The organism is Pseudomonas pohangensis (assembly GCF_900105995.1).
Classification (GTDB): Bacteria; Pseudomonadota; Gammaproteobacteria; order Pseudomonadales; family Pseudomonadaceae; genus Aquipseudomonas; species Aquipseudomonas pohangensis.
In genome coordinates this window covers 622,786-642,963 of record NZ_LT629785.1, presented here as the reverse complement: position 1 = coordinate 642,963, position 20,178 = coordinate 622,786, and the positions used below count along the sequence as shown (strand labels likewise).

The window sequence follows — 20,178 nt, the reverse complement described above, 5'->3', positions numbered from 1 at the left end:
TCAGCGGGCAAAGCGCTGCAGATTGGCGATCATCTGCTGCATTGCCTGCATATTGTCCTGCGGATGCACGGCGCCGTCGAAGTCGCATATTTGCTGCCAGTTGGCGGCTACATCTGCCGGGCTGAAACCGGCCTGCGGATCAAAGCCAAGCCCCAGACTGCGCTCCCAGCGCACCTTGCCCATCCAGCCACCGCCGACCTCAAATAGCCCGGCCGTCTCCTGACAGGCTTCACTGCCGAGGTACACCACCAGCGGGCTGACCAGTTCTGGCTTGAGCTGTTCGAACATTTCCGCCGGAAACAGGCCATCGGTCATCCGTGTGGCACCGGTCGGGGCAATCGCATTGACGAAGATATTGTTCTTGCGCCCCTCGATCGCCAGGGTGCGGGTCAGGCCATACAGCCCGAGCTTGGCCATGCCGTAGTTGGCCTGGCCGAAGTTGCCGTAGATGCCCGAAGTCGAAGCGGTAAAGATCACCCGTCCGTAGTTCTGTTCACGCAGATGCGGCCAGGCAGCGTGGGTCACCTTGTAGGCGCCCTCGACGTGCACCTTGTAGACCAGATCCCAGTCGGTGTCTTCCATCTTGAGGAAGCTCTTGTCACGCAGGATGCCGGCGTTGTTGACCAGCACATCGACGCGACCGAAAGCATCCAGCGCGTTCTGCACGATCTTGTCACCATCGGTCACCGAGTCATGGTTGGCCACGGCCGTGCCGCCGGCGGCACGAATTTCCGCCACCACCTTGTCGGCAGCCGAAGCATTGGCCCCTTCGCCCTGGGTGCTGCCACCCAGATCATTCACCACCACCTGCGCACCGTGGCTGGCAAACAGCAACGCATGGGCGCGACCAAGACCACCACCGGCGCCAGTGACCACTACCACCTTGCCTTCAAACCCGACCGCTTCGCTCATGTGCACTACTCCCCTGTTTCACCGCAAAAGAATCAACTGACTGGCAGAGCAGTTTCCACGGACGCACGCGTGCGGGCAATGCCGGATTCCGCGCTGAATAGCCGGCAATAACGCTCACAGATGATCTGCCCGGAACAATCAGGCCCGGCTGCCTGTGGCGCTACATGCCCTGCACCAGCAGATATCCGGCAGGCCCCGGCGCAGCGCAGGCAAGGCGAGAGTGCAGCGACCAGTTGTAATCACCCGGGCACTACGGACATTGAGCATGGCTCCGGGCTAAACCATTTTCACCACAATGTCATGCAGGGTGCTGGCGCAATGCGCCATGCGCTCGGCGGCATTGGTCAGATGCCGGTAAATCTCGCGCTTCTTGAACATCTGGATGTAGTTGTCCCCCTGAAACAGGGCAGCCAGGGCATCGCGGTAAAGGTAGTCGATTGCGCGCTCGGCCTTGCGCGCCACCTCGGCATCGTCGGAAGCTGCCGCGGTATGCTTGCCCAGCCGGCCAAAGCCCTTGCGCAAGGCGCTGGCACCAACCAGCAGCAGCTCGGCCATGCCTTGGGTGAAACGATCCGGCTCAACCTCCAGCGCCGCCATTTCATTCACGGTGTCTTTGCAGTAATTGACGATTTCATCAAGGTTGGTGATCGCCCGGTAAATGTCTTCGCGGTCAATCGGCGTGGAAAACGCCTCGTTGAGGATATGGATATTGGCCACTTTGATATCGTCGGCAGCGTGCTCGTCCGCATTGATCTGCGCAGCCAGTTCCGCGCTATTGGTTTGCATGAAGCGCACCAGCAACTCGGCAGTTTCAGCCACCTTCGCGCTTTGCGTGGCCAGCATATGGAAAAAATCCGGGGCTTTGGGCAGCACCCGATCAAATATCCGTGCAATCAGCGCGTGACCCGGGTTTCTGGACATGGAAAACCTCATTGAACTAACTGTTGAACGGCCTGATAGAGAACACAGAACAGCATGCCCATCAGCGCGGCACAGGGAATGGTGATCACCCAGGTCTGGGCAATTTCACGCGCTTTTTCCCAGCGTACCGCCTTGGGGCGTTCGGCATAACCGATACCCATTATCGAGGTGGCCACCACATGGGTGGTCGAAACCGGGGCACCCATGAATGACGCGCCGAAAATCACTGCCGCCGAGGTGATCTGCGAATCAATCGCGTGCAACGGACGCACCTTGTAAATGGCAAAACCCAGGGTCCGCACAATCCGCCAGCCGCCCGACATGATGCCCAGCGTAATGGCCAGGGAACAGGCCAGCATGACCCAGAACGGCACGGCAAAACTGTCAATGAAGCCGCCCAGCAGCAGCACCAGCGTGAGGATGCCCATGCTCTTCTGGGCATCATTGGCACCATGGGAAAAGGCCAGCCAGGCGGCCGTGAAAAACTGCGCCCGGCGCAAATCGCGGTTGATCTTCGGCCTGGCACCAGCCAGCAGACGCGCCATCAGCTTGTGGATGAAAAACGCCACCCAGAAACCCAGCAGCGGTGACAGCAACAGCGCCAGCAAAACCTTGGTCACACCCGTCAGCTGACCATGCAACAGCCCGGCAAAGCCCCAGGCCACATGATCCGTACCGACAGAAATCACTACAGCACCCGCCAGCCCTCCGACCAGCGCGTGGGATGAAGAAGAAGGAATACCCTTCCACCAGGTAATCAGGTTCCAGCTGATCGCCCCCAGCAGGCCGCACAGCAGTATGGACAGCGCCAGTTGCGGCTCAAGCCCGTCCAGATCAACAAATTTGCCAATCGTATTGGCCACCGCCGTTCCACCCAGCAGCGGGCCGAGAAACTCGAAAACCGCGACCAACACCACAGCCTGGGCAGGCCGCATGGCGCGCGAAGCAATCATGGTGGCGACTATGTTGGCCGCATCGTGAAAACCGTTGGTGTAGTCAAACACCAGGGTCACGCAGACGGTTGCCAGGGCCAGTACGACAAGAATGTCCATGTAAATTCCGGGCCCGGCCAGACGCCAAAGCCGGTTGCCCCTGTATTGTTTTTGTAGATGTGCGGCACTCCAGCTGCAAGGCATGCCGGAAGAGTTACCGGCAGAAGTCTCTATCGGGAGCAGAGAATGCCAGTTGATGCACGTCAAGCGCGCAGCAGTTAGCCGGAGCTATCGATAGCTGGCAAACCACGAGCCCGTACTGCCTGGCGCGGGCTGCTGCCAGCACCCTCAGGCCATGCGCACTGGCGCTACCCTCAGTTCCTCAAGCAGACCGCTGGCAGTCGCAGCAGAGCGCCCGGCCACCTCGCCGATCAACAGGATTGCCGGGCTTTTCAGTTGAAAATCCAGCGCGGCCTGCTGCATCTGCTGCAGATCGCTGTAACAGGTGCGCTGTTCCGGCAGCGAGGCATTCTCGATCATCGCCACCGGCATAGCAGCGCGCATGCCACCGGCCAGCAGGCTGTCACGCACATCGCTCAGCTTGGCCACGCCCATGTACACCACCAGCGTGGTGCCGCCCTGGGCCAGCGCCGCCCAGTTCAGGCTGCTGTCGTCTTCGGTGTGGGCGGTCACCAGCGTCACGCCCCGCGCCACCCCGCGCAGGGTCAGCGGGATGCCGCAACTGGTGGCTCCGGCCAGACCTGCGGTAATACCGTTGACCAGCTCCACCGGTACCCCGTGCTGACTGAGCCAGTCCACCTCTTCGGTGCCGCGACCGAAGATGCACGGATCACCGCCCTTCAGACGCACCACGCACTTGCCCTGCCGCGCATAACGCAGCATCAGTCGATGGATAAAGGTTTGCGGGGTCGAACGGCAGCCGCCGCGCTTGCCCACGCGGATCACCCGCGCTGTCGGGCAATGCTCGAGCACTTGCGGATTGACCAGATCATCGATCATCACCACCTCGGCCTGGGCCAGGGCTTTCACCGCCTTCAATGTCAGCAGCTCCGGATCACCCGGACCCGCACCGACCAGCCAGACTTTTCCGTTCATCCTGTGTTTCTCCTCATTGCCGGCCCTGCGGGCCGGTTGGCGGGTTACGCCTGCGGCTAACCCACCCTACGGCTCTGATGGTTCCCATGCTCCAGCGTGGGAACCGATCCGGGACGCTCTGCGTCCCGGCGTTTATGCACTGATCGCCACTGCTTGGGTGGCCAGCAAGCGGCGGATTTCCGGCACACAGGAACCACAACTGGTGCCGCACTTGAGCTGCTGTTTCAGTCCATCGAGGTCGAGCCCCTGCAAAATTCCGGCACACACCGCGCTTTCGCTGACGTTCAGGCAGTTGCACAGGGTCTTGCCCGCTGCCGGGCCGGCATTGCCGGGTGGCGCTGACAGCGGGGCGAGCAACCAGCGGCGCAAATCGGCATCCGCCTGACCGCTGCTCCACAAGCTTTTCAGCCAGTCACGCGCGGCGGTTTCGCCGGCCAGACGCAGCGCCGTGATGCGCCCGTCTTCAATGCGCACGCGCTTGCCCACCGTGCGCTGCGGATCGTCGTAGGCCAGCACCGGGCCATCCGTCAGATTCAGCAAGGCATCGATGCTGGCCAACAACTCGGCCTCCGGCGCCACCGCGCTGGCCGCACGAATCTGCAGCGCCGGCCGCTCACGACCGGTCAGGCTCAGGCTGGCGTAGGCAAAGTCGTCGAACAACGGGCGCAGGGCCGTGAAGCGCTGCTGGATATCGCCCTCGACCAGAGCGAAGAACTGCCAGGGCAGCTCGACCTGCTCCACTTCGACACCGGCCTGCTTCAACTCCGGCTGTTTCGACAAAGGGTCGAACGCCGGCTGGGTCAGCACATTGACGCCCAGCCCCTTGAGAAAGCGCTTGCCCCAGTGCATCGGCAACCAGGCCTGACCGGAGCGCACACTGTCATCGGCCTGTACCGGCACGATCAGGCTGCCGCGCCGGCTGCGCAGTTTGACCAGCTCGCCATTGAGCAGACGCCGCCGGCGCATTTCATCCGGATGCAGACCGAGCACCGCTTCCTCGACATGGCCGAACAAGCGCGCGGCAGTACCGGTACGGCTCATGCCATGCCACTGGTCACGCAGGCGACCGGTATTCAACGTCAACGGGAAGCGCGCTTCACGTTTTTCCCGGGGCGCGCGATAGGCCTCTGCAAGAAAGCGGGCGCGGCCACTCTCGGTCGGAAACTGCCCATCCGCATACAGGCGCGCCGTGCCCTGCCGGGCACCCTTGGGGAATGGCCATTGTTGCGGCCCCAGACTATCCAGCAGCGCGTGACTCAGGCCGGACAGATCCAGATCACGTCCGGCAGTCAGTTGCTTGTATTCCTCGAACAGCGCCTCGGAGCTGGTGAAGTCGAACAGGCTGGGCAGGCCGGGACGCAAGCGTTGCTCAAGCCGGCGGGCAAAATCACAGGTAATCGACCAGTCGGCACGCGCCTCACCCGGCGCGGCTATCGCACGGCGCACATGGCTGACGCGCCGCTCGGAGTTGGTCACGCTACCGTCCTTTTCGCCCCAGCTGGCGGCGGGCAACAGCAGGTCGGCGTATTCGCAGGTTTCGGTAGTGAAAAAGGCTTCCTGCACCACCACGAACGGACAGGCCGTCAGCGCCGCATGCACCTTGCTTTGATCCGGCAGCGACTGCGCCGGGTTGGTACAGGCAATCCACAGCGCCTTGATCTTGCCCGCGGCCACTGCATCGAACAGCTCGACCGCGGTCAGTCCGGGGGTTTCCGGCAAGGCATCGACCTGCCAGTAGCGCGCCACTTCGGCGCGATGCTGCGCATTGCCGGCCTCGCGATGGCCGGGCAGCAGGTTGCTCAGGCTGCCGGTCTCGCGACCGCCCATGGCATTCGGCTGCCCGGTCAGGGAGAACGGCCCGGCACCCACGCGACCGATCTGCCCGGTGGCCAGATGCAGGTTAATCAGCGCACTGTTCTTGGCGCTGCCGGAAGTCGACTGGTTGAGGCCCATGCACCACAACGACAGAAAACTGGGGGCCTTGCCAATCAGCCCGGCACAGGCCTGCAGGCTCTCCACCGAAATGCCGCAGGTGTCGGCAACGATGCCCGGGGTGTAGTCGCGGACCAGATTTTTCAGTGCGTCGAAGCCTTCGGTGTGCGCATCGATATAGCGCCGGTCAATCCAGCCTTCCCACAACAGGATGTGCAGGATGCCGTGGAACAGCGCGACATCGGTGCCCGGCAGAATCGCCAGATGCATATCGGCCAGTTCACAGGTATCGGTACGCCGTGGATCCACCACTATGACTTGCATCTGCGGGCGTCGCGCCTTGGCTTCTTCCAGGCGCCGGAACAGCACCGGATGGGCATAGGCCATGTTGCTGCCGACGATCAGCAGGCAGTCGCTCTGCTCGATATCCTCGTAGCTGCACGGCGGCGCATCGGCGCCCAGACTGCGCTGGTAACCGACCACCGCCGAAGACATGCACAGCCGCGAATTGCTGTCGATATTGTTGGTGCCGACCAGCGCGCGGGCCAGCTTGTTGAAGGCGTAGTAATCCTCGGTAAGCAACTGCCCGGAGATGTAAAACGCCACACTGTCCGGGCCGTGCTCGCGGATGGTTTCCGCGAACACACTGGCTGCATGGTCCAGCGCGCTGTCCCAGTCGGTACGCCCGCGCGCCAGCGACTTGCCCAGGCGCAACTCGGGATACAGACCACGGGCATCCAGATCGCCGGTCAGATGCAGGGTTGCACCCTTGCTGCACAGCTTGCCGAAATTCGCCGGGTGTTCGGGGTCGCCCTGCACGCCGAGAATCTGCTCGCCGTCATGCTCGATCAGCACGCCGCAGCCGACGCCGCAGTAGCAGCAGGTTGAAGCAGTGGTCTGGGTGGTCATGGATAACTCTCCGACCGGATCGGCGGTGGGTGGGCGTAGGGTGGGCTTCAGCCCACCACGAAATACACTTTGCTATTGGTGGGCTAAAGCCCACCCTACGAAGCCACGAATCTATGCACACTGCTCGGCGTGGTTCAGCGCCAGCAACACGCGACCACTCTGCACTTTTGCGTGGTGCCGATGGGCACAACCCTGGTCCGGCGCTACTGCTTCGCCGCTGTCCAGTTCGATCTGCCAGTTGTGCAACGGGCAGGCCACGCGCTTGCCGTAGATCAGGCCTTGCGACAGCGGGCCACCCTTGTGCGGGCAGCGGTCGTCGAGGGCGAACACTTCATCTGTCGAGGTGCGAAAGATCGCGATATCGCCCTTGGGCCCGCTGACGATGCGCGAACCGAGCGGGTTGATCTCTTCCAGGGCGCAGATATCCAGCCAGTTCATAGGTGTCTCTCCAAATGCGGATGTTGTTCCCTCACCCCGGCCCTCTCTCGCTTGCCGGAGAGAGGCCGGGGTGAGGCTGTGGTTCAGGCGTTTTCCAGTTGCACCAGCGGGATGCTGTCGAACTCTTTTTTCAGCTGCGGCGTTTCGATGCGTTCCTTCCACGGGTCCTGCTCGAACGACAGCGCGTACTGCAGTTTCGCTACCAGTGCCTTGCGCCGTTCGGCATCCTCGACCACCGCCTGCTTGATGTAATCCATGCCGACCCGGTGCAGGTAATGCACGGTGCGTTCCAGGTAGAAGGCTTCCTCGCGGTACAGCTGCAGGAAGGCGGCGTTGTATTCACGCACTTCGTCGGCGGTCTTCACCTTGACGAAGAACTCGGCCACCTCGGTCTTGATCCCGCCGTTGCCGCCGATATACATCTCGAAGCCGGAATCCACGCCGATGATGCCGACATCCTTGATCCCCGCCTCGGCGCAGTTGCGCGGGCAACCGGAGACCGCCAGCTTGACCTTGTGCGGTGACCACATGTTGAAAAGATCGTGCTCCAGATCGATACCCAACTGGGTCGAGTTCTGCGTGCCAAAGCGGCAGAACTCGCTACCGACACAGGTCTTCACCGTGCGGATGGACTTGCCGTAGGCATGCCCGGATGGCATGTCGAGGTCTTTCCAGACGCCCGGCAGGTCTTCCTTCTTGATCCCCAGCAGGTCGATGCGCTGGCCGCCGGTAACCTTGACCATCGGCACCTGGTACTTGTCGGCGACATCGGCGATGCGCCGCAGCTCGGAAGGATTGGTCACCCCGCCCCACATGCGCGGCACCACCGAGTAGGTGCCGTCCTTCTGGATATTGGCGTGGGCACGCTCGTTGATCAGCCGCGACTGCGGATCATCTTTCGCCTCACCCGGCCAGGTGGAAATCAGGTAGTAGTTCAGTGCCGGACGACAGGTGGCGCAGCCATTCGGGCTGCTCCAGTTCAGATAGTTCATGGTTTCGCCGAGACTGGTCAGGTGCTCTTCACGGATCGCCTTGCGAATCTGCCCATGATTGAGATCGCTGCAGCCGCAGATGGCCTTTTCGCTTTTCGGCTTCACATCGGCCGCGCCGCCGACGGTGCTGATCAGAATCTGCTCGACCAGCCCGGCGCAGGAGCCGCAGGAACTGGCCGCCTTGGTGTGCTTCTTGACATCGTCCACCGAGAACAGGCCGTTCTCCTGAATGGCCCGGACTATGGTGCCCTTGCACACGCCGTTGCAGCCGCAGACTTCCATGCTGTCGGGCATGTTTGCCGCGCTGCTCTGGCCCTGGTGACCGACGTCGCCGAGGGCGCTTTCGCCGAACATCAGGTGATCGCGGATCTGCGCGATATTGGCGCCTTCCTTGATCTGGCGGAAATACCAGCCGCCGTCCGCCGTGTCGCCGTACAGGCAGCCGCCGACCAGAATGTCGTCCTTGATCACCAGCTTCTTGTACACGCCGCCGATCGGGTCGGACAGGGTGATGGTTTCGGTGCCCTCACTGCCCATGAAGTCGCCGGCAGAGAACAGATCGATGCCGGTGACCTTGAGCTTGGTCGAAGTCACCGAGCCCTGATAGCGGGCAAAACCGAGCTGGGCCAGGTGATTGGCGCAGACCTTGGCCTGATCGAACAACGGCGCCACCAGACCGTAGGCGGTACCGCGGTGGTTGGCACACTCGCCGAGGGCATAGATGCGCGGGTCGTAGGTTTGCAGGGTGTCATTGACCAGGATGCCGCGGTTGCAGGGAATGCCGGACTTCTCCGCCAATTCGGTATTCGGCCGGATACCGGCAGCCATTACCACCAGATCGGCAGCAATCACTTCGCCACCCTTGAACTGTGCCGCGCAGACCCGGCCATCGCCGTTGTCCATCAACTCTTCGGTGACCGTGTTCAGGCGGAACTTGATGCCGCGTGCTTCCAGCGCACTCTGCAGCAGCTTGCCGGAAGTCTTGTCCAGCTGGCGCTCCAGCAGCCAGTCGGACAAGTGCACCACGGTCACATCCATGCCGCGCTGGCGCAGGCCGTTGGCCGCCTCCAGACCGAGCAGACCACCGCCGATCACTACGGCATGGCTGTGGGTCTTGGCGGTTTCCATCATGGTGATGGTGTCGGCGATGTCGCGGTAGCCGATCACCCCTTCCAGGTTATTTCCCGGAATCGGCAGGATGAACGGATTGGAGCCGGTCGCAATCAGCAGGCGATCGTATTCCGCCGTGCTGCCGTCATCGGCAATCACCAGGCGCTGGCGGCGGTCGATGTTGACCACCTTGCGGCCCAGACGCAGGTCGATGTGATTGTCCTGGTACCAGTCGAGGTCGTTGAGCACGATCTCCTCGAAGGTCTGTTCACCGGCCAGTACCGGCGACAACAGGATGCGGTTGTAGTTGGGATGCGGCTCGGCGCCGAACACGGTGATCTCGTAGAGATCGGGTGCCAGCTTGAGCAGCTCCTCCAGGGTGCGCACCCCGGCCATGCCATTACCCACCAGTACCAGTTTGAGCTTCTTCATGTTTGTTCTCCCTGTGAGCAATTTTCGGGAAATAAAAAAGGCGTCCCGCAGTGAATATGCGAGGACGCCTTTGTCCTGTTCCCGTATGCCGGGCTGCAGCACCCTCGCCGTTGAGAGTTGCTGCACTATGTGTGTGGCCATCGGGCCTGTTACTGACGGTTACATTGCAGTTGCCGTGCCAACCCGCCGCAACGCCTTGAAAATCGCTGTTTTGCCCACCGGACCGCTCAACTGAACGCGCTGCAGGCGCACCCGTTTGAGGCTGTCTGCACAGGCTTGGTGCAAACTGGCAGCTTACTTATCCTGCAGGAGCGGGCTTGCCCGCGAAGCTTTGGTGGCCTGGATCGCAGGCAAGCCCGCTCCTACAGAAGGTTATGGCCGCGCATCTTCAGCCAGCCGCTCTGCTCATCCGCGCAACAGACACAGCAGCAGGATCAGATTCAACAACAAGGACGCCAGCGCCAGCCCACGCCAGAGCTTCAGCGGCTCACGTTCCAGCAGCGGGCGCGGCTTGAGTGCATCGCTCTGGCGCTCGCCCTGCTCCAGCTGCAATAACCACTCCTCGGCCGTCTCGAAGCGCTGCGCCGGATTGACCGCCACGGCGCGGACGAGCATCTGCTCCAGCCAGGACGGCACATCCGGCCGGTAACGGCTGACCGGCGTCGGCTGGCCAAAGCGCGGATGCTGGAACGCCTCGATTTCGCCGTAGGGGTAATGCCCGCTGAGCAGCCAGTAGAGGGTGACGCCGGCGGCATACAGATCCTGCCTGGCATCCGGTGCCGCACCCTGAAAGGCTTCGGGGGCCAGATAACTGGGCGTGCCGGGCAGTTGATGGGCCTGATCCTCGGACAGGCCGGGGCAATAGGCCAGGCCGAAATCAAGCAGACGCAATTCGCCGTCGCTACCCAGATGCAGGTTCTCCGGCTTGATGTCGCGGTGCAGGATATTGCGCCGGTGCAGCATGCCGAGGCCGCGCAACAGGCTGGCTGCCAGTTGCAGACATTGTGCCAGCGGCAGTTGACCGTGCCCGGCAAACTGCTCGGCCAGCGTCTGCCCGGGGTACTCGCGCTGCACGTAATACAGGTGCTGACGCTGCGGCAACGGGTGCAACTCGGGAAAATAGCGGCCGGCGACCCGGCGCAGAAACCACTCCTCCAGCAACAGCGCCGGACCTGCCGCCATTTCAGTGCTGCGACTGGCTGGCAGGGTCTTGAGCAGCCAGGCCTGACCCTGGGCATCCCGCACGCGATACAGCAGCGACTGGCGCGACTCCGCACGTACAGCCACCACGTGCCAGCCCTCGAACTGTTGCCCGTTGCGCAAGCGCGGCGGCAGCGGCCAGTCACGCAGTTGTGCCAGGGTATCGCCCAAATTGCTCTGCGGCAGCGCATCGACGCGTACCAGCAAGGCGCTGGCATTGTCCTGGCTGCCGGCCAGATGGGCGGCCTGGATCAGCGTGTTGACCACCTCCGCCGGTTCGCTGCTGTCACGCAATACGCCGGCGATGTAGGCATCGTCGAGACAGGCCCAGACACCGTCACTGAGCAGCAGAAATTGCTCGCCCTGCTGCAGCTCGCCTTCGCTGTAATCGATCAGCAGATGCTGGTCCAGCCCCAGCGCACGACTAAGTACATGCTGCATGCCGGGCTGCTCCCAGACATGCTCAGTGGTCAGTTTTTCCAGCTTGCCGGCACACCAGCGATAGACCCGGCAATCGCCGACATGCGCCAGGGTGTAACGCCGGCCGCGCAACACCAGCGCGCTGAGGGTAGTCAGCAGCGGCTGCCCACCCCCCTGGGCACGCAACCAGCGGTTCTGTGCCAGCAACAGGCGATCCAGCGCCTGCGCCACCGCCCAGGTTTCCGGCGTCGCGTAGTAATCCAGCGCCAGCGCCTGCAAGGTTGCGCGGGCCGCCAGACCACCATCGGCACACTGGCTGACACCATCGGCCAGCGCACACAGAAAGCCCTTGCTGGCGGCCAGCGCCGGCGCAGGCGTGACCACCCGCAGCGCATCCTGATTCTCCGCACGCGGTCCGGTGGCAGTGGCTTCGGCGATGCTCAGTTGCAGACTCATGCAGTTGCGCTCTTATTCTCTTTGTCCCCTCGCCCCCTGGGGGAGAGGGTTAGGGAGAGGGGACTAACCAACGCAGCCCCTTCCCCGGCCCTCCCCCGCAAGCGGGAGAGGGAGTGCTCAAATTACACCCGGGCAACCGTCATTGCGGCACTACCCCAGGTGGTGCGCCAGCGACGCTTGACGCTGTACAGACCGACCCAGGCCAGCACACCGAGACTGGCAAACAGCCACAGACCGAGCTGGTAATCACCGGTGGACTGCTTGACCGCACCCAGACCGGCCGTCAGGCAGAAACCACCGATGCCACCGGCCATGCCGATCAAGCCGGTCATCACGCCGATTTCGCGGTGAAAGCGCTGCGGCACCAGCTGGAATACCGAGCCATTACCGGCACCCAGGCACAGCATGGCCACCACAAACAAGCCGAGCGCGGCGCTCGAGCTGGACAGATTGAAACCCACCAGCAGGATGCACAAGGATGCCACCGTGTACATCACCAGCAGCGCGCGGATACCGCCGATACGGTCGGCCAGCGCGCCACCGAGCGGGCGCATCAGGCTGCCGGCAAACACGCAGGCGGCGGTGTAGTAACCGGCCTTGACCGGATCGAAGCCGTACTGGTCATGGAAGTAGCCGGGCAAGGTGCTGGCCAGGCCCAGGAAACCGCCAAAGGTCACGCTGTAAAACAGCATGAACCACCAGCTGTCCGGATCAGCCAGCGCTTTCAGATAATCGGCCACGGCCTTGGGTTCCGGACGGTTTGGCGCATTCTTCGCCGCAAAGCTGAAGATGATCAGCGTCAGCACCAGCGGAATCAGTGCCAGACCGAACACATTGTTCCAGCCAAAAGCGACCGCCAGTAGCGGCGCAAACAGCGCCGCAAATACCGTACCCGAATTGCCTGCGCCGGCGATGCCCATGGCTTTGCCCTGGTGCTGTGGCGGATACCACTGCGACGCCAGCGGCAGCGCCACGGCAAACGAGGCCCCGGCGACACCGAGGAACACGCCAAGCAACAGCGCCTGCTCGTAGCTGTGAATGCCATGCAGCCAGGCCACCGCCAGTGCCGCAATCACCACTACCTGACCGAGCAACCCGGCAGCCTTGGGCGAGGTGCGATCGGCCAGCATGCCGATCAGGAAGCGCAGCAACGCACCGGCCAGGATCGGCGTAGCGACCATCATCGAGCGCTGCTGGGTAGTCAGATCCAGGTCCGCGGCAATCTGCACGCCCAACGGGCCGAGCAGGTACCAGACCATGAAGCTCAGGTCGAAATAGAGAAAGGCAGCAAACAACGTCGGTGTGTGCCCGGACTTCCAGAAACTTGTATTCATATGACACCTCAAGGGTAACGCTGCAGAACTGCTCACCCGCTGCGTCACTGCGCTGGCGGAAAGCAAATAAAAAGGCGCCGCTTCAATACAGCCCTGTCGGGATGATCGAATGCGACGCCTTTGCCGAAGTCGGACAACCGCCTTTGGCTGCCACGTATATGGACAGAGCAAAGAGCGGGCCAACATTTTAATTTGTACGTTCTGTGGGGGCCGAGAAGTGCCGCGCAGTCCGTAAACAGTGGCTTTGCGCTGCCACGCAGGAACGTGGGAGCGAGCGAGGCGCTCATGGATTGGTGTGTTGTCTCTGCCTGGCCGAGGCGACCTGACGGAACTGAACTGGTGCAACTGCGCGCCAATAGTGCGCACACGAGGCATAGTTACAACCGGCTTGTGGATTCGCTCTGCAAACAGGTCACTCTTATGCAGGAGCGACGCTTTGCCGAGCTTTCACACGTAATTCGGGCCAGGTCAGTTGGCGCCCAGCATGTCCTGCATGGCAATGATCTGCTCGGCGACCTGGATCAGCTTCTGCTGACGGCTCATGGCCTGCCGCCGCATCAGGGTGTAGGCCTCTTCTTCGTTGCAGCCTTTCATCTTCATCAGCAGGCCCTTGGCCAGCTCGATGCGCTTGCGCTCGGCCAGTTGCGCCTCGCGTTCGTGCAACTGCGCACGCAGTGCCTGGTCGCTCTCGAAGCGCGCCAAAGCCACGTCGAGAATCGGTTGCAGGCGCGCGGCCTGAATCCCGGCGACGATATAGGCACTGACCCCGGAGCGGATCGCCTGACGCATCACGCCGGGGTCCTGCTCGTCGGTGAACAGCACAATCGGCCGCGGCTGGTCACGGCTGACCTGGACCACCTGGGCCAGCACGTCGCGCCCCGGTGACTCGCTGTCGATCAGGATCACATCCGGGCACAGCACCTCGACGCGCTTGGGCAGGTCGATGACCAGACCGGACTCCTCGATCACCTCGAAGCCCGCCTCGCTCAGGGCGGTTTTCAGGCGGCCGAGTTTCTGTGCGGTATCGTCAATCAGCAGAATGCGCATGTTCAGCATCTCGCCAGCGGACGGGCATCTGTCATTGCATGCAGCGCAAAACTGCGCGCATAGGCGGCCGGATCCTGCCCGTCCCAGCAGCTGCCGTCGAACAGCGTGCTGCTGCGCATGCCGGCCGGCACGGCAACACCGAGCTGGCTGGCCGCCTCGCCATACAGGGCGGTCTGCTGCACGGCACGGGCCAGCCCGAGATAATCCGGCTCCTCGCGCAGCAGGCCCCAGCGGCGGAACTGGGTGAGAAACCACATGCCATCGGACAGGTACGGCATGTTCACCGCCCCTTCGGCAAAAAAGCGCAGCGCATGGGGATCGCGCCAGGCATGGCCATTGCCGTCTTCGTAGGCACCGAGAAAGCGCGGCTGGATAGCCGTCAGCGGCGCCGCCAGAAAGGCATCGGCACTCAGCAGACAACTTGCGGCACGCCGGTTTTCCTCGTTGGCATCCAGAAAGCGGCTGGCCTCGAGCACCGCCATGACCAGCGCGCGCGCTGCATTGGGGCAGTTTTCGACAAACTCGCGGGTGCACGCCAGTACCTTTTCCGGGTGGTCCGGCCACAGCTGCTGGCTGGTGCACAGGGTAAAGCCCTGGCGTTGCGCCACCGCCTGTGCGCCCCACGGCTCGCCGGCGCAGAAGCCATCGATACGCCCGGCCTGCAGGTGCGCGACCATCTGTGCCGGCGGCACCACCAGGGTGTCGACATCACGCAGCGGGTGGATGCCCAGGCTGGCCAGCCAGTAATACAGCCACAGGGCATGGGTGCCGCCGGGAAAGGTATGCGCCAGTGTCAGCCGTGCACCAGCCTGGCGCACATGCCGCACCAGCGCCTCACTATTGTTCACGCCGGCCAGTTGCAGACGGGTCGACAGATTGATGCTCTGGCCGTTCTGCGCCAGCCCCATGAGCACTGCCATCGGCAGCTGCGGCAAACCGGCCAGCCCCAGCTGCATGGCGTAAACCAGACCATACAGCCCCTGCGCCGCATCCAGCTCGCCACTGTGCAGGCGCTCGCTCAGCGCGGACCACGACGACTGCCGGCGCAACTGCAGGCGCAGGCCATAGGGCTGGGCGAATTCCTGGGTAGCCGCGACGATCAGCGATGCGCTGTCACTCAACGCCATAAAGCCGATATTCAGGCTGCTCTTTTCCGGCGCATCGGAACCATCGACCCAATCCAGGGCATTGTTACGCGGCGCTGCGTGCTGTTGATTCATGGGTTTTCGTTGTGGCAACGGAATAGTCGTTACCACAGGTTTAGCAAGCGCTGTGCCAGCAGCGCTTGCCTGAACAATAGATATACACCCGAGCAGGCATTATTTAATCTCGGCCTACCCGCACCCGACAGAGCACAGTCGCCATGTCCCAGACGCACATCACCCGGGCAGACCGCATCGCCCGAAGCCTGTTCCGCTTTCTCGGCAACCTGCCAATGGGCCTGCAGCGCAAGCTCGGCGGTGCAGCCATACGCATTGACGGGCAGGAACTGCACCCGACTGCCCAGCTCGGGTTGCGCCTGCTGAATCTGCTGGCAGCGGAAACCTTCGAGAGCAAACCGATCGCTGCCGGGCGCATCGAACTGACCCGCGAAGCCTGGATTTTCGGTGACACTCCGCACGTGGCCGAGATCCAGAATTTCAGCATTGACGGCCCCCATGGTCCGATACCCGTCAGGCTCTATCGCCCGGCACAGGCCACAGCCGACTCGGCGCTGGTGGTCTATTACCACGGTGGCGGCTGGGTACTCGGCGATCTACAATCGGGTGACTCGATGCTGCGCCATCTGGCCAATCGCACCGGCGTGTGCTTCCTCTCGGTTGAATACCGGCTGGCGCCGGAACACCGTTTTCCGGTGGGTATCGAAGACTCCCTGTGCGCCTTCGACTATGCCGTGGCGCACGCTGCGCAGTTTGGCTGTGATCCGGCACTGGTTGGCCTTGCCGGTGAAAGCGCGGGCGGCAACATTGCTGCGGTACTCAGCCAGATGACGGCGCAACGTGCGCGCAGCGACGCATCTGCTGCCAGTCCGGCGTTCCAGCTGCTGTTCCAGCCGGTCACCGACCTGTCGAGCAAACACCCTTCCTACCAACTGTTCAGCAGCGGCTTCTTTCTCACCGAGGCGCAGATGGACTGGTACAAGGACAAATACCTGGGCAGTGCCGACGAGGCGCTGGATCCGCGGGTTTCTCCGCTGCTGGCAGAGGATCTTGCCGGCCTGTGTCCGGCCTATGTGGCGGTATCGGGCTTCGACCCGCTGCGCGACGAAGGCGAAGCCTATGCTGCCAGACTGCGCCAAGCCGGTGTGCCCACGGTGTTGCGGCGCTTCTCCGGCCATACCCACGGTCTGATCAACGCCACCGGCACCGGTTTCGTGGCCCAGGAAATGTTGCTGGAAATCGCCGGCGCCCTGAATACGCTGGTGGCCTTTGCCCGCACCCGTGGTGGCAACCGGCCCGACCCTGAGCGCTCGACCTGACGCAGGCAATTTCCCTCAGGCCGCCACCGCCGTGACCGGCCGGTTTAATCGAAAGACGGCAACTCCGGCTTGACCTGCGGTTTGCCGGCTTCGCACCAGGCCTCAAACCCGCCAGCGATCGATTGCACCTGCAGATAGCCCATCTGTTGCAGCGAACAGGCCGCCAGCGCCGAACGCCCGCTGTTCTTGCAGTACAGCACCAGCTTCAGGTCACGGGCGGTCAGTTCCGGCGTGTTGCCCAGCTTGAACTCCAGAATGCCCCGCGGAATGTTGATTGCCCCCGGAATGTGCCCCGCGTGAAACTCATCCACTTCACGCACATCGATCAATACATCGGCGTCACGAATTACCGGCTCGGCCTCCGCAACGGCAATTTCATGAACCTGTTGTTTGGCCTCGGCCACCAGGTCGTGTGCACTCTTCATATTTGCTCCCCCGAATTACCCTAAGGCTTCAGGCCAGACACCTGAAACGTGTTCCGGCAACTGCAAAGCGCCTCTCTTAACTATACCCCCTTGGGTATGTTAAACCAAAGGCCTGCCAGCTTTATTCGTTATACCGCTGGAAAATACTGCAACGGGCCGGGTTATTTCTGCTCCTGCACCGTCCAGCTCAGCGCCTCCAGCGCGGCGGCGACATGAATCCGGTTGTGTTCCAGCGGCCGCGGCAACAGCTCCTCGGCACGCGCCAGACGGCGCAGCAGGGTATTGCGATGGGTGTGCAGCTGTTCGGCAGCCTGGGTGGCATTGCAACCACAGCTGAGAAAAGTCAGCAGCGTGCGGCGCAGCAAGGGCGTGGCAGTTGCCAGGTTTCCCAGCGTGTGGGTGACAAACTGCTGGGAGGCCTTGCGATCACGGGTCAGCAGTGCCACCAGTCTGACCATGTCGAAACTGACCACGCGGGCACTGGACTGCAGCCTGCCGAGCACCCGTTGCGTGGTCAGCGCATCAAGATGGGCACGGCGGAAGCCTTCGCCGCCCTGCCCCGTCGAGCCTATGGCCAGGCGTACACCCGGCAGACCCTTGATGGCCATTTGCAGTTGCTGCAGATCGATGTCCTGTTCCGCGCTGGTCCATACCCACAGTGTTGCCGCATTGGCTATCACGCTCAGGGTATGCCGGCTGCCGGCGCAGCGAATCAGGGCAGCGGCAGCCAGCTCCAGCGTGCCCAGCTGGGTCTCCGCCTCTTCACTCCAGATCACCGCGGCATGGTGGCTCTGCTCCAGGCTGTAACCCAGCTGCTGGCTGGCGAGCTGGGTATTTACCAGGGAGCCTTCGACAATCGCGGTGACCAGTTCGCGACGTTCAACATGGGTGCCACGCATGCGCTCCTCCCGTTCGCTCTGGATGAACTGCGCAAGCACTTCCATGTTGCCTTCGATAAAAGTGCCGATCGAACGCGCAGAGACCGTCAGCAACTCCCGCAGTTCGACGGGATCAGAGGTGAGCTCGAAAGCGATGAGCATCCACTGCTGCCAGGCAGTGCCCTGCGCCGCCCGTGACGCATTGAACAGCAACTCGGTTTCCCCCCGGCGCATCAGCTCCCGGGCGTTACTGAACATGTCACCGGGGATGTAGGACGCAACCGGCGCACCCGGGTTCTCGATATTGGCCGCCGCCCAGTGGATCAGGCTGGAGCGGGTGGCCCGCCGCGAAGCAGCCATGAGCACCGGATCATCGGCAAGCGACTTCATGCTCTGCGGCGAAAGACTGGCCAGGTCGATTTCTTCCAGCCACTCCGCCGGCGCATTGAGGACGTGATTCGCGCCCTGCCGCAGCAGCTCGCGCACCCGCGCAGAGACCACAGGCCACTTGTCAGACGGCAGGTGCGGATAGCTCAGGCTCATGGTTGCTTACCCCGTTAATCGAACATACTGGTGCATTTTGTATCAATATTAATTGAATCAGGTGCTTTTTAACCCTTGTCTGCAGAATGCCTTGTCAACAACACTGGTGCGACATCCTGACTCACCACAGATGCAAAGGAGCCGCCGTTGTCAGTCCACATACGTCCACCCGCAGAGCACGTCGATGTACTGATCATCGGCGCGGGCCTGTCCGGCATCGGCGCCGCCTACTATCTGCAAAGGGATCAGCCGGGAAAAACCTACGCCATTCTCGAAGGCCGCGAGGCGATTGGCGGGACCTGGGATCTGTTTCGCTACCCGGGCATCCGCTCCGACTCGGATCTGTATACCTTCGGTTATGAGTTCAAACCCTGGCTCAACCCGAAGGCCATCGCCGATGCCGACTCGATCCTTGCCTATCTGCAGGAAACCGCGCAGGAATATGCTATCGACCAGCAGATCCGTTTCCGCCACCGGGTACTCAGTGCCAACTGGTCGAGTGTCGAGGCGCGCTGGAGCGTCGAGGTCGAGCGCACGGACAGTGGCGAACGCCTGAGCATGACCTGCAACTGGCTGTTCTCGGCCGCCGGCTACTACCGTTACGACGAAGGCTTCACCCCGCACTTTGCCGGTATCGAGCAATACCAGGGACAACTGGTCCATCCCCAGCACTGGCCGGAAAACCTCGATTATCGCGGCAAGCGCGTGCTGGTCATCGGCAGCGGGGCCACGGCCGTGACGCTGGTACCGGCGCTGGCAGAGCAGGCCGCGCATGTGACCATGCTGCAACGCACCCCCAGCTATGTGCTGAGCATGCCTTCCGAGGATCCGCTCGCGCGTTTGCTGCGCAGGCTGTTTTCTACCGAGCGCGCCTATGCGCTGACCCGCCGCAAGAACGTGCTGATCTCGCGCGGTATCTGGCTGCTCTGCCAGAAATACCCCAAGCTTGCCCGACGCCTGATCCGCCACTTCAACAGGAAGGCCCTGCCCGAGGGTTACCCGGTGGATGAACATTTCAATCCGCCCTACAACCCCTGGGAGCAGCGTCTGTGTGCCGTACCCGATGGCGACCTGTTCAAGGCAATTACAGCGGGCACGGCCTCGATCGTCACCGATCACATCAAAAGCTTCACTGCCAAAGGCGTAACCCTGCGCTCGGGACGCGAGCTGCAGGCAGACATCATCATCACCGCCACCGGGCTGAACCTGCAGCTGTTTGGCGGCATCCGGATTACCCTGGACGGCGCAGCCATAGACATGTCGCACAAGGTGGCGTTCAAGGGAATGATGCTCGACGGCATACCCAACTTCGCCTTTGCCGTGGGCTACACCAACTCGTCATGGACCCTCAAGATCGGCCTGCTGTGCGAGCACTTCTGCCGTCTGCTGGCCTACATGGACCAGCACGACCACAGCGTCTGCTGCCCGCAACTGCCCGCCGCCGACATGCCCACCCGCCCGCTGCTGGATTTCGGCGCCGGCTATGTACAGCGGGCGATCGACATGCTGCCGCGTCAGGGGCCGCAGGCGCCGTGGTTGATGTCGATGAATTATCTCGACGACATCCGCCTGATGCGCTCCGGCCCGGTAGAAGATCCCTGCCTGAAGTTTTCGGCGGCAGGCCAGAGCGCATCCCATCAGCCCGACCCGACCAGCACAGCCAGCCCTGCACCTGTGTAAACCCAAGACACCCCGACGGAAA

At 62.6% G+C, this 20,178-nt stretch carries 15 protein-coding genes; 2 read left to right on the top strand and 13 right to left on the bottom strand.

Annotated features, from left to right (window positions below; genetic code table 11):
• The 11 genes from BLT89_RS03085 to BLT89_RS03035 all read right to left on the bottom strand — a co-directional run bounded on the left by BLT89_RS03085 (position 1) and on the right by BLT89_RS03035 (position 15,371).
• Positions 1 to 912, bottom strand: coding sequence for an SDR family oxidoreductase (locus BLT89_RS03085; protein WP_090193043.1), 912 nt, complete (start codon positions 910 to 912; stop codon positions 1 to 3).
• 276 nt (positions 913 to 1,188) lie between these two features.
• A complete protein-coding gene (locus BLT89_RS03080; RefSeq protein ID WP_090193042.1) occupies positions 1,189 to 1,833 on the bottom strand; it encodes a DUF47 domain-containing protein in 645 nt (214 codons plus the stop codon).
• An 8-nt stretch (positions 1,834 to 1,841) separates the two neighbouring features.
• Complete coding sequence (locus BLT89_RS03075; RefSeq protein ID WP_090193041.1) at positions 1,842 to 2,885, bottom strand: inorganic phosphate transporter; 1,044 nt, start codon at positions 2,883 to 2,885, stop codon at positions 1,842 to 1,844.
• A gap of 228 nt (positions 2,886 to 3,113) precedes the next feature.
• A complete protein-coding gene (cobA, locus tag BLT89_RS03070; RefSeq protein WP_090193040.1) occupies positions 3,114 to 3,881 on the bottom strand; it encodes a uroporphyrinogen-III C-methyltransferase in 768 nt (255 codons plus the stop codon).
• A gap of 132 nt (positions 3,882 to 4,013) precedes the next feature.
• Positions 4,014 to 6,722: a nitrate reductase gene (locus tag BLT89_RS03065; RefSeq protein WP_090193039.1), complete on the bottom strand. Its 2,709-nt coding sequence runs from the start codon at positions 6,720 to 6,722 to the stop codon at positions 4,014 to 4,016.
• A 111-nt stretch (positions 6,723 to 6,833) separates the two neighbouring features.
• Positions 6,834 to 7,160 (bottom strand): nitrite reductase small subunit NirD, encoded by a 327-nt coding sequence (gene nirD, locus BLT89_RS03060; protein ID WP_090193038.1) that lies wholly within the window; start codon positions 7,158 to 7,160, stop codon positions 6,834 to 6,836.
• A gap of 83 nt (positions 7,161 to 7,243) precedes the next feature.
• Positions 7,244 to 9,694 (bottom strand): nitrite reductase large subunit NirB, encoded by a 2,451-nt coding sequence (gene nirB / locus BLT89_RS03055; protein WP_090193037.1) that lies wholly within the window; start codon positions 9,692 to 9,694, stop codon positions 7,244 to 7,246.
• 405 nt (positions 9,695 to 10,099) lie between these two features.
• Entirely contained in the window at positions 10,100 to 11,770 is a 1,671-nt protein-coding gene (locus tag BLT89_RS03050) for a bifunctional protein-serine/threonine kinase/phosphatase (protein WP_090193036.1), read from the bottom strand.
• 122 nt (positions 11,771 to 11,892) lie between these two features.
• Positions 11,893 to 13,104: a nitrate/nitrite transporter gene (locus BLT89_RS03045; RefSeq protein ID WP_090193035.1), complete on the bottom strand. Its 1,212-nt coding sequence runs from the start codon at positions 13,102 to 13,104 to the stop codon at positions 11,893 to 11,895.
• A gap of 468 nt (positions 13,105 to 13,572) precedes the next feature.
• Positions 13,573 to 14,151 (bottom strand): ANTAR domain-containing response regulator, encoded by a 579-nt coding sequence (locus tag BLT89_RS03040; RefSeq protein WP_090198643.1) that lies wholly within the window; start codon positions 14,149 to 14,151, stop codon positions 13,573 to 13,575.
• Between the two features lie 2 nt (positions 14,152 to 14,153).
• Complete coding sequence (locus BLT89_RS03035; RefSeq protein ID WP_090193034.1) at positions 14,154 to 15,371, bottom strand: CmpA/NrtA family ABC transporter substrate-binding protein; 1,218 nt, start codon at positions 15,369 to 15,371, stop codon at positions 14,154 to 14,156.
• Between the two features lie 143 nt (positions 15,372 to 15,514).
• On the opposite strand from BLT89_RS03035, the gene BLT89_RS03030 reads away from it, so the two are divergent.
• Entirely contained in the window at positions 15,515 to 16,630 is a 1,116-nt protein-coding gene (locus BLT89_RS03030) for an alpha/beta hydrolase (protein WP_090193033.1), read from the top strand.
• Positions 16,631 to 16,674: 44 nt separating this feature from the next.
• Here BLT89_RS03030 and BLT89_RS03025 read toward each other — a convergent pair whose 3' ends face one another.
• Together BLT89_RS03025 and BLT89_RS03020 are read right to left on the bottom strand one after the other, a co-directional pair.
• Positions 16,675 to 17,055 (bottom strand): rhodanese-like domain-containing protein, encoded by a 381-nt coding sequence (locus BLT89_RS03025; protein ID WP_090193032.1) that lies wholly within the window; start codon positions 17,053 to 17,055, stop codon positions 16,675 to 16,677.
• A 161-nt stretch (positions 17,056 to 17,216) separates the two neighbouring features.
• On the bottom strand, positions 17,217 to 18,476 hold the full coding sequence (locus BLT89_RS03020; RefSeq protein ID WP_197673531.1) for a PucR family transcriptional regulator: 1,260 nt from the start codon (positions 18,474 to 18,476) through the stop codon (positions 17,217 to 17,219).
• A 147-nt stretch (positions 18,477 to 18,623) separates the two neighbouring features.
• Between BLT89_RS03020 and BLT89_RS03015 the strand changes: the two genes are divergently transcribed.
• Entirely contained in the window at positions 18,624 to 20,156 is a 1,533-nt protein-coding gene (locus BLT89_RS03015; protein ID WP_090193031.1) for a flavin-containing monooxygenase, read from the top strand.
• Positions 20,157 to 20,178: the final 22 nt, after the last annotated feature.

Bases quoted from the DNA above. Each gene is read 5' to 3' on its own strand.
- BLT89_RS03040 (WP_090198643.1), bottom strand. From the start codon at position 14,151: ATGCGCATTCTGCTGATTGACGATACCGCACAGAAACTCGGCCGCCTG.
- BLT89_RS03075 (WP_090193041.1), bottom strand. From the start codon at position 2,885: ATGGACATTCTTGTCGTACTGGCCCTGGCAACCGTCTGCGTGACCCTG.
- BLT89_RS03035 (WP_090193034.1), bottom strand. From the start codon at position 15,371: ATGAATCAACAGCACGCAGCGCCGCGTAACAATGCCCTGGATTGGGTC.
- BLT89_RS03080 (WP_090193042.1), bottom strand. From the start codon at position 1,833: ATGTCCAGAAACCCGGGTCACGCGCTGATTGCACGGATATTTGATCGG.
- BLT89_RS03065 (WP_090193039.1), bottom strand. From the start codon at position 6,722: ATGACCACCCAGACCACTGCTTCAACCTGCTGCTACTGCGGCGTCGGC.
- nirB (WP_090193037.1), bottom strand. From the start codon at position 9,694: ATGAAGAAGCTCAAACTGGTACTGGTGGGTAATGGCATGGCCGGGGTG.
- BLT89_RS03085 (WP_090193043.1), bottom strand. From the start codon at position 912: ATGAGCGAAGCGGTCGGGTTTGAAGGCAAGGTGGTAGTGGTCACTGGC.
- cobA (WP_090193040.1), bottom strand. From the start codon at position 3,881: ATGAACGGAAAAGTCTGGCTGGTCGGTGCGGGTCCGGGTGATCCGGAG.
- BLT89_RS03045 (WP_090193035.1), bottom strand. From the start codon at position 13,104: ATGAATACAAGTTTCTGGAAGTCCGGGCACACACCGACGTTGTTTGCT.
- nirD (WP_090193038.1), bottom strand. From the start codon at position 7,160: ATGAACTGGCTGGATATCTGCGCCCTGGAAGAGATCAACCCGCTCGGT.
- BLT89_RS03020 (WP_197673531.1), bottom strand. From the start codon at position 18,476: ATGAGCCTGAGCTATCCGCACCTGCCGTCTGACAAGTGGCCTGTGGTC.
- BLT89_RS03025 (WP_090193032.1), bottom strand. From the start codon at position 17,055: ATGAAGAGTGCACACGACCTGGTGGCCGAGGCCAAACAACAGGTTCAT.
- BLT89_RS03050 (WP_090193036.1), bottom strand. From the start codon at position 11,770: ATGAGTCTGCAACTGAGCATCGCCGAAGCCACTGCCACCGGACCGCGT.
- BLT89_RS03030 (WP_090193033.1), top strand. From the start codon at position 15,515: ATGTCCCAGACGCACATCACCCGGGCAGACCGCATCGCCCGAAGCCTG.